General features: G+C 38.9%; 4 protein-coding genes and 1 pseudogene. 2 read left to right on the forward strand and 3 right to left on the reverse strand.

The annotated features are described in order from the left end of the window. Positions 1 to 127 (reverse strand): annotated as a pseudogene (locus QL998_RS19690) (IS5/IS1182 family transposase); the annotation flags it as partial. 354 nt (positions 128 to 481) lie between these two features. On the opposite strand from QL998_RS19690, the gene QL998_RS19695 reads away from it, so the two are divergent. Then, entirely contained in the window at positions 482 to 724 is a 243-nt protein-coding gene (locus QL998_RS19695) for a hypothetical protein (protein ID WP_002959734.1), read from the forward strand. Between the two features lie 357 nt (positions 725 to 1081). On the opposite strand, the gene topA is transcribed toward QL998_RS19695, so the two are convergent. Both topA and QL998_RS19705 read right to left on the reverse strand, forming a co-directional pair. After that, a complete protein-coding gene (gene topA / locus QL998_RS19700; protein WP_290193333.1) occupies positions 1082 to 3799 on the reverse strand; it encodes a type I DNA topoisomerase in 2718 nt (905 codons plus the stop codon). 252 nt (positions 3800 to 4051) lie between these two features. Beyond that, entirely contained in the window at positions 4052 to 6760 is a 2709-nt protein-coding gene (locus QL998_RS19705; RefSeq protein ID WP_290193334.1) for a hypothetical protein, read from the reverse strand. 193 nt (positions 6761 to 6953) lie between these two features. Here QL998_RS19705 and QL998_RS19710 point away from each other — a divergent pair, with 193 nt between their 5' ends. Further along, positions 6954 to 8288 (forward strand): dicarboxylate/amino acid:cation symporter, encoded by a 1335-nt coding sequence (locus QL998_RS19710; RefSeq protein WP_007582590.1) that lies wholly within the window; start codon positions 6954 to 6956, stop codon positions 8286 to 8288. Positions 8289 to 8434 lie beyond the last annotated feature (146 nt).

An 8434-nucleotide genomic window follows, 5' to 3' on the forward strand; every position in this document is an offset into this window, starting at 1 on the left:
TGCGCATCTTATACAGTATGCCTTCGAGCGTTTTTCTATGGTCGGGCTTATTATAAATTCGACCACTTAAGTACATTACTTTTGATAAGACATTCCATGTCCCGTCTGTTAACATTAATCTTGGCATATAGGTTCGGTGTAAAGTTTTCTGGCGAATTCAATTATACCTTATCTTCATGCTGTTTGTTTTTCATACCACAAAGATCAACACGCCCTAAAGGTTATTAATATAAAGCGCAGAATCAAGTTTTCTTAGCTACTAAATATATTACTCCAGCTGATAATGCTGTACTTACTAAAGTTAAAAAACTGACAAGTAAATTACTCATCCTCACGATAAAAAAATTTCGTTATCTTTTATTTCAATTTCGATTAAAAATCAGCATACCAACAGAGTTGTTCTGAATTGGGCACTACTGATTTATACCTAACTTTAAACTGGATAAATCAGTCATCACACCATTTTTTTAGGAATAAACGAATGAAAAAAGCATTGCTAGCATTAATCGTAGCACCACTATTTGCAGTATCTGCGACTTACGCGGTTGCAGACGATGCGCCAACAGCTTCAGCCGAAATGATAAAAGAATACACAGAAATGTGTGTTAACTGGGCTAAAGATGATGACGTAAGCAATGAAGAGCTAAATGCCTACGTATTAAAATGCGTAAATGATGAGCTTGAATCTGAAGGCTATAAAAAAGTATCTTCTGTTAAGATTTAATTATACCAATTACATTTAATTAGTGATCAATTATAGCGCTAAGAATATAGCTCAATAACTAAGCGAAAAAGCATGACATATATTTGTTCTCGGCAGCTGCTCCATGCAATGCCTACTCTCTGCATCTATGCAGTCATATATGAATAGTTTTTAACGCAGTAACTGAGTTATTTAATACGCTAAAATCAGCATGTTTTTAATCAAATTGGTAACACGCTTAGGTGAATGTACTGCTAATAAAGCCGTTGCGAAAGCACTCAACTAGGCACAAAAAAACCGGAATAGACACAAGCTGTGCATTCCGGTTTTTTTATGACTTTTTAAATCTACAAAAGCTATGAATAAGCAATAACGAGCTTATTCATCTTCTTTTTTAGCTTTCGCTTTAGGCTTAGCTTTAGCTGGTGCCTTTTTTGCATCTGCTTTCTTTTTAGGCGCTGCTTTTTTCTTCGCTTCTTCTGTCCATTTACCTGCTTCATAATGAGCAGTCCACCCAGTAGCTTTACCGTCAACTTCAGTCATAACATACTGAGCTTTATTTTTACGGCTGTAGCGTACAACAGCAAGATTACCATCAGGATCTTTAGCAGGTGCATCTGCTAAGTAATAAAACTTAGGCGAGATACGGTCTCTAAAGCGTTTTAACTCTTCTACCTTAGGCGCACGTGTTTCACGAGACTTAGGAAAAGTATTTGCAGCTAAAAATATACCAGCTGCGCCATCACGTAATACAAAATACGCATCTGACTTTTCACACTCTAATTCAGTAATGTGAACAGGGTCTTCTTTTGGTGGAGCAGCTTCGCCGCTTTTAAGTAGTTTACGTGTGTTTTTACACTCGTCATTATTACAGCCAAAATACTTACCAAAACGACCCGATTTAAGTTCCATGTCAGAGCCACATTTATCACATTCGATAATTGGTCCGTCATAGCCTTTAATTTTAAAGGTACCTTCTTCAACTATATGCCCTTTACATGCCGGGTTATTACCACACACATGTAATTTACGGGTTTCGTCTATTAGGTATGAATCCATTGCAGTTTCACAAATAGGACAACGCTTCATCTGCATTAACTTTTCAGTTTCTACATCTTCTACATCTTCTACATCAGCTGCAACTGCTTCATCACCCGACACCAAGTTCATTGTTGTAGTACAACGCTCTTTTGGCGGAAGGCTGTAACCAGTACACCCTAGGAAAACACCAGTTGATGCCGTTCGTATACCCATTTTTCGGCTACACGTAGGACATTCAATATCGGTTTCAACCATCTCGTTAAGACGCATGCCACCGTTCTCTGGCTCGTCTTTAGCAACAGTTAATTGCGTTGAAAAATCAGCATAAAACTTATCTAGAACTTGAGTCCATACACGCTCGCCTTCAGCGATATCATCTAAACGGCCTTCCATTTTAGCTGTAAAATCAAAGTTCATTAAATCAGTGAAATTTTCAACCAAGCGATCGGTAACTATTTCACCCATTTTTTCAGCGAAGAAACGGCGGTTTTCTACACGTACATAACCACGATCTTGAATCGTTGATATAATTGACGCATAAGTAGATGGACGACCAATACCGCGTTTTTCAAGCTCTTTTACTAAACTTGCTTCACTAAAGCGCGCTGGCGGTTTAGTAAAATGTTGCTTAGGATCGAGTTCGATTAAAGTAAGGACTTCACCTTCTTTAACAGCCGGTAGTGATTGATCTTCTTCGTTTTTCTTACGTATTGCAGGTTGTACTTTTGTCCAACCATCAAAGCGGAGCACACGGCCTTTCGCTTTAAGCTGGAAGTCGTTAGCTGCAACAGTTAGTGTTGTTAAATCATATTCAGCAGGTACCATTTGGCACGCTACAAATTGACGCCAAATTAGCTCGTACAGCTTTTTAGCATCGGCGTCAACACCTTCAACATGACCAGATAACACGGTAACGCTTGAAGGACGTATTGCCTCATGCGCCTCTTGTGCATTGCCTTTAGAGCTGTAGCTAATTGGATCTTTTGGTAAGTATTTAGCACCAAACTCGTTTGTTACATACTCACGACACATTTCAACGGCATCTTTTGAAAGATTAGTTGAATCAGTACGCATGTACGTAATATAACCGCCTTCATACAAACGCTGAGCAAGCATCATGGTCTTTTTAACGCCATAACCTAAACGTGTGCTTGCCGCTTGCTGCATGGTTGAAGTAATTAATGGCGCACTTGGGCGACTTTTACTTGGTTTTTCTTCAACGCTAATTACTTTGTATTCTGCATTCTCAAGGCTTTTAACCGCTGCGCTAGCCTGAGCTTCATTTACAGGCTTAAATGCCTTTCCTGCTTGTTTGGTTACTTCTAAGCGTAACTCAGACTCAGTATTCTTAACGTCAGCGTGAATATCCCAAAACTCTTCAGGGATAAATGCCTTAATTTCACGTTCACGCTCAACTAATAAGCGTACCGCAACAGACTGAACTCGTCCTGCAGATAGACCACGTGCAACTTTTGCCCACAACAAAGGAGAAACCATAAAGCCTACAACACGGTCTAAAAAGCGTCGTGTTTGCTGAGCGTAAACCATGTCTGTATTAAGCTCACCTGGTGTTTCGAAGGCTTGTTGTATTGCGTTTTTAGTAATTTCGTTAAAAACTACGCGCTTATACTTTTCAGGTTCACCGCCAATGATTTCTTGAAGGTGCCAAGCAATTGCTTCCCCTTCTCTATCCAAATCCGTTGCGAGGTATATTTGATCTGCATTTTCAGCCAGCTTTTGTAATTCTTGAACAACCTTCTCTTTACCCGGCAGTATTTCGTAATGCGGCTCCCAACCTTGCTCAGGATCAATACCCATACGCGCGACCAGGTTAGTATAATCTCGTTGCTTTTTATACGCTGCTTTCTCTTCAGGTTCCATTTTGCGAACTTCTGCTGGCGTTTTAGTTGCCGGCACTTTAGCTTTGCTCGAACCTGAAGTAGGTAAATCACGTACATGCCCAATACTGGACTTTACGATGAAGTCATTACCTAAATATTTATTAATTGTTTTAGCCTTAGCAGGTGACTCTACAATTACTAGCGATTTGCCCATAGTTGCCTATTTCTAACCAAATATTAAAAATGTGTTTTGCCGACATAAGCGGCGCGAATATTTATAGGTATATCTACAAACACTAGTTGTTACAAGCTTTTAATACAAACTTTTCAGTATTTACTGAATAAACGAACAATTTTTGTCGTTAAATTAAACAAACAGGTGTTTTTAGATTAATTGATGTGGAATATATAGAACAGAAACAAAAATGCCAACCTAAAGGTTGGCATTTTTAAATACTTTATTTTTCTAAGGCTCTGGTTCATCCAAAATCGACATCACGGTATACTGAGTTTTAACTCCACCAGGTGTTTCAAATTCAATATATAAAAAGCCAGAGTCTACAGCATCAGGCTCTGTCTCTTTAGTAATATTGACAGAGACTGAATTTGGAACTTTTTGCGCTGTGTTAATTACAGTATAATCAGTCAACCCTTTCAGTACAGCATTATCAGATGTTACTTTAACAGTAGTGCCCGCTGGTAATGGGTTGTTATGAATATCACTGAAGAAAATAGTAACCGAAATTGCACTGTAAGGCGTCGAGTTACTAATATCAATCAGGTTTATGTCACACATACCAGCCATATCAGAGGCTTCTAAACTAATACCACTATTTAAGGTACAATCATTTAAGGGTGTTACAGCTCTAATATAGGGAGTACTACCAGACATAACTAACTCTGAACGAGCACGTACATTTACTGTTTCTCTAGTACAAGCTTTAGCTGTAAGGGCTTCATCACTACATAATAAACCATTATAAATCTTATCACCGTCATCATACTTACCATTATTTAATGCGCCAGAGCGCTCAACGTACCATTCGTTTTCCCCGCCATTGGAGTCAACAGGATTAGTTGGCGCAGGTAACTCACCATCAAACACACCATTTTCATTAAAGTCTATAAATGCTTCTGGTAAATCCTGCAATGTAGAGTCAAATTCATTTTGATTAAATACGCCATTTGCCGATACATCATTGAAGGACTCCTCACCCACCGAATAAGCCAATAAACTTACTCGTCCACCTAGAGGGTAATCAATCGGCGCTAGTGCTGGTGCTTCACTAAGGGTTATTGCAGCACCACTACTGTCAAGATAAGTGATTAAATTACCACTTGCATTTAATTGCGACTTCCTGATGCCTAAAGAGCAAGGTGCGGCTTTTCCAAAATGTCGATCACACTTTTCTACTACAGAGTTCTGGTAAATACTATAATGATAAGGAATAGGGTTTTGGCTACGCCACTGTGCATTACATACGCCGTCTGTTGTACGACAAAGCAATAAAGGAGTAAACTGCTCGCCATCAATTGTGCCTACAGCACCGCCTTCACTGGCAATATAAATTGCTGTATTATCCGGTACGAAATTATTAAAGTGGTCTGCGGCAAATACGGTTAAATCGGTAGTTACTCCCGCTTCATTTAATGACTCGGTATTAAACGTTTTCACTGCAAGAGTAAAACTGTCTTGATCTGGTACCCCTGTTGTAACAGTAATATCGTTTGAAACGATTGAAATAACACTGTTTTGAGAGGTATCTGTACTTACTACTTGATGAGAAGCAATAACAGATAAAACACCAGCGGCTCTTCCAGAGCTAACATTTACAGTTACTAAACCATCGTTGTCGGTAAATTGAAATGCGCTACCCAATAAAGCACCACCTGGGTTTTGTGAAAGTGCAAAATCTATTTTCTTTTGACCTACTGGAGTTCCATTAATATCCAAAAGTCTAAAGGTTAACTCTGAGTTTTCAGTAAGGGTTTGCCCCCCAGCTCCTTTAATAGCTAAAACTTGATTAGTCGCTTCAATAAAAGCAATTGAACCAGTCTTAGCCGCTGCTACATTAATATTAATTGTTTGTGTTGCAACATTACCACCAGTAACCACCGTGGCCGTAATTGTATCAACACCATTACAACCATCAGCTTTATATGTTGTACTGGCGATCCCTCCAATACTAGTTACAACACTATCAATAGTTGCTCTAGGTGTTGACTCTTGAGCACATGCAGACGTGAATTGCACTTCAAGCGGTGTCATAAATAAATTATTATTACTATCTACAATTTTTGCTGTAATTACTGTAGTAGAACCTGCAGATAATATATCTGACGAGCCAATACCCGAATTTAAATCAACACTAACTTGAACAGCATTAATTTCAAATAAAGCTGATGCGATGCTATTTTGTGATGTCAACTCTACTTGACCTACACCAGAGCTACTTCCAGGCAAAAGATTTAAAACCGCAATACCAAATGCGTCAGTTTTTGCAGTTAAGCTCTCTGGTAATAAAACACCTAATGTTGTCGTAGCATTAACCAGCACATTACTTGCAGGAGTATTTGTCCCTGCTTTTGTTACTTTTGCATAGATAATAGCCTGTTGGCTTACGAGGTTACTATTTTCTGAACAATCAGAAAAATTTAGCTCAATCGCATCACGATCGATATTTAGCCAATTATCGGGGCAGTTTTGTAAAATTTTAATATCAATGTTAGCGCTAGAATCATCCGATGGAGCTTCATCTCCTGCAGTATAAAAGCCAAGTTTACTGCTAGTATCTTCGTACGTTGCTATAACGGTACCCGCACCTTCAACGCTGCCAGCTGCTAGCTCAATAGTTGCTACACCACTTGTGTTGGTTAGAGCACTACCAGTTGCGGGAATAAATGAACCTAATGTGGTTGTAAAACTAACCTCTTGCCGTTGTACTGGCTGCCCATCAGCACCTACAACAGTTGCTGTTATTTCTAATGGTGAATCTGCAGCGACAGAGCGGTCTTCAAAAGAAATTTCAATATTCGCTGTCTGTACAATAGTCCCACCATCAGTCCCCCCGGTATCATCACCAATAGAACCATCTTTTTCAAGTGACCCACCGCCACCACAAGCTGTAAGAAAAAAACTGAGCAATGAGATGCTGAGTAGTCGCATTAAAGGCATAAACCTCTCCCTAGCGTTGTTATTATAATCAAAATTAATTCCTGCTTAATATTAACCTATAACTTAGTCTAAAATCACAGTTTTTTATTACTTTTTTGAGTGAAATATTTTTAAATAAATACTAACTTTTTCTGTAGTAAATATTTCCTTGCTGGTAGTCTATGGCAAATTTATAAAATGTAGATCAGGAAATATGTCAAAAATCCGTTCAATGAGTTTAACCACTCGCATCATGATTGGTATGGCGCTTGGGGTTACAGTAGGTTTTATATTTCAGGCTATATTAGCTGGTGAAGACGATTATCTAATACCACTTGGGTTATTCTCTTTGCCAATTAAAGCCTTTTTTGTTGATGGTATTTTCCATGTTGGTGGTCAAATATTCATTGCCAGCTTGAAAATGTTAGTGGTGCCTCTTGTTTTTGTATCGCTTGTTTGTGGTACCTGTAGCTTAAGTGACCCTAAAAAATTAGGTCGCCTAGGTGGTAAATCTATTGGTTTATACTTATTAACGACGGCTATTGCTATAACAGTCGCAATTACACTTGCCTTATTATTTAGCCCAGGTGAAGGTATAAGCTTGCCATCTAATGCAACTTACGACGCGAAAGAAGCGCCTACCCTAGCGCGTGTAATTATAGATATGTTTCCTACAAACCCTTTTGAAGCGATGGCCAAAGGTAATATGCTTCAAGTTATTGTGTTTGCACTTTTATTTGGTGTAGCAATGGCATTAAGTGGTAAAGCAGGAAAGCGTGTTGCTACCGTATTTGAAGATTTAAACACTGTGATTTTAAAACTAGTTACGCTTTTAATGAATATTGCCCCTTATGGCGTGTTCTTTTTAATGGCAAAACTGTTTACAACAATTGAGCTTAACTTAATTGTGAGCTTAGCTAAGTACTTTGGCGTTGTAGTGCTTGCACTGTTATTACATGCTTTTGTAAACTACACATTGCTTTTAAAAATATTAACGGGCTTAAACCCACTTATTTTCTTAGCAAAAATGAAGCACACATGCTTATTTGCATTTAGTACCTCGAGCTCAAGCGCAACTATGCCTATTACACTTGAAACTGCTACTAAAAAATTAGGTGCTAATAACTCGGTTGCCTCATTTACTATCCCACTGGGTGCTACCATTAACATGGATGGCACTGCCATCATGCAAGGTGTGGCTACCGTGTTCATTGCACAAGTGTTTAGTGTCGATTTGACAATATCTGATTATCTAATGGTTATATTAACAGCAACACTTGCCTCTGTAGGTACAGCAGGCGTACCTGGTGTTGGTTTAATAATGCTGGCAATGGTACTTAACCAAGTTGGCTTACCCGTAGAAGGGATTGCAATTATTATCGGTGTAGATAGATTACTTGATATGACACGTACAGCAGTTAATGTAACCGGCGATTGTATGGTTACCTGTGTTGTTGCCAAGTCTGAAGGTGAGCTAGATGAGAGCATATTTAACGATCCTAATGCAGCTAAAGACTTAGAAGATTATCATAAATCTATTGACTCATAAGCTACATTTATACAGCTATATCGAGTAGGGTGAGGCTTTTGCCTCATCCCTCTCACAGAACCGTACGTACGGGCCTCGTATACGGCTCCTGTATTCTTCTATCCCTTCGGCTTATTTTCTAAACGCCGATTGAGCAAGCCATCCTG

The sequence above is a fragment of the Pseudoalteromonas sp. APC 3691 genome (genome assembly GCF_030408135.1).
Taxonomy (GTDB): Bacteria; Pseudomonadota; Gammaproteobacteria; order Enterobacterales; family Alteromonadaceae; genus Pseudoalteromonas.

Excerpts from the sequence above, each read along its gene's own strand:
- QL998_RS19710 (WP_007582590.1), top strand. The coding sequence starts at position 6,954 with ATGTCAAAAATCCGTTCAATGAGTTTAACCACTCGCATCATGATTGGT.
- topA (WP_290193333.1), bottom strand. The coding sequence starts at position 3,799 with ATGGGCAAATCGCTAGTAATTGTAGAGTCACCTGCTAAGGCTAAAACA.
- QL998_RS19695 (WP_002959734.1), top strand. The coding sequence starts at position 482 with ATGAAAAAAGCATTGCTAGCATTAATCGTAGCACCACTATTTGCAGTA.
- QL998_RS19705 (WP_290193334.1), bottom strand. The coding sequence starts at position 6,760 with ATGCCTTTAATGCGACTACTCAGCATCTCATTGCTCAGTTTTTTTCTT.